Here is an 812-nt window from a genome sequence, read left to right as displayed (position 1 = left end):
AGCCTCCACAAAAAGATCATTGACTTCTTGTTCGGCCAGAGCATGGAGAAGCGCAGATAAATCAAAATATCCTTTCGCGTCCAATGCTAAACGTACGACATTGACATGTTGCGAACCCACAATTTCGGGAGAAACCTTAGCCTCTTCCGATACGACATACTGCACCGCAGCATTGTTCTCAAAAACCGCTTCTTGCCCGGTTAAACGTGCGTGCGCATCAAGAACCACGCGCATCGGCTGAAACCCTCGTTTATCGAGTAGATGATCAGTTCGCACCGTTAACTTGGCATTGTCGTATAGAACGGTTCCTACGCCAGTTAAAATAGCAGAAGACTTTGCGCGCCACGCTTGTACATCTTCTCTCGCAGCAGCACCGGTAATCCACTGACTTTCGCCAGAAGCCATTGCTGTTCGCCCATCAACACTCGCTGCCATCTTTAGACGTACAAAGGGTCGCTTACGCGTCATTCTTGAAATAAAACCAATATTTAGCTGCTTCGATTGCTCTTCGAGCAATCCTAGTTCAACCTGAATACCAGCATCACTCAATATGCTTACGCCCTTACCTGCAACCAAGGGATTCGGATCTTGCATCGCACTAATAACGCGTGCCAATCCCGCATCGACTAAGGCTCTTGCACAAGGTGGAGTTCTACCGTAATGACTGCAAGGCTCTAGGGTTACATATGCCGTAGCACCTTTGGCCAACTCTCCGGCTTGAGCTAATGCGTTAACCTCAGCATGGCCTTCACCTGCTCGTTCATGAAAGCCCTCTCCAACAATCTGACCATCGCGCACTATGACACAACCAA

Annotated in this window: 1 protein-coding gene; it reads right to left on the bottom strand. The window is 48.8% G+C overall.

What is annotated here, in order from left to right:
- Positions 1-798: bifunctional diaminohydroxyphosphoribosylaminopyrimidine deaminase/5-amino-6-(5-phosphoribosylamino)uracil reductase RibD (ribD, locus tag A3738_RS03160; RefSeq protein ID WP_197473544.1), on the bottom strand; the 798-nt coding region annotated here is incomplete at its 3' end.
- Between the last annotated feature and the right edge of the window lie 14 nt (positions 799-812).

The organism is Oleiphilus sp. HI0066 (assembly GCF_001635725.1).
Note: the sequence above shows the minus strand (reverse complement) of the source record. Positions and strands in the feature narration are given on the sequence as shown.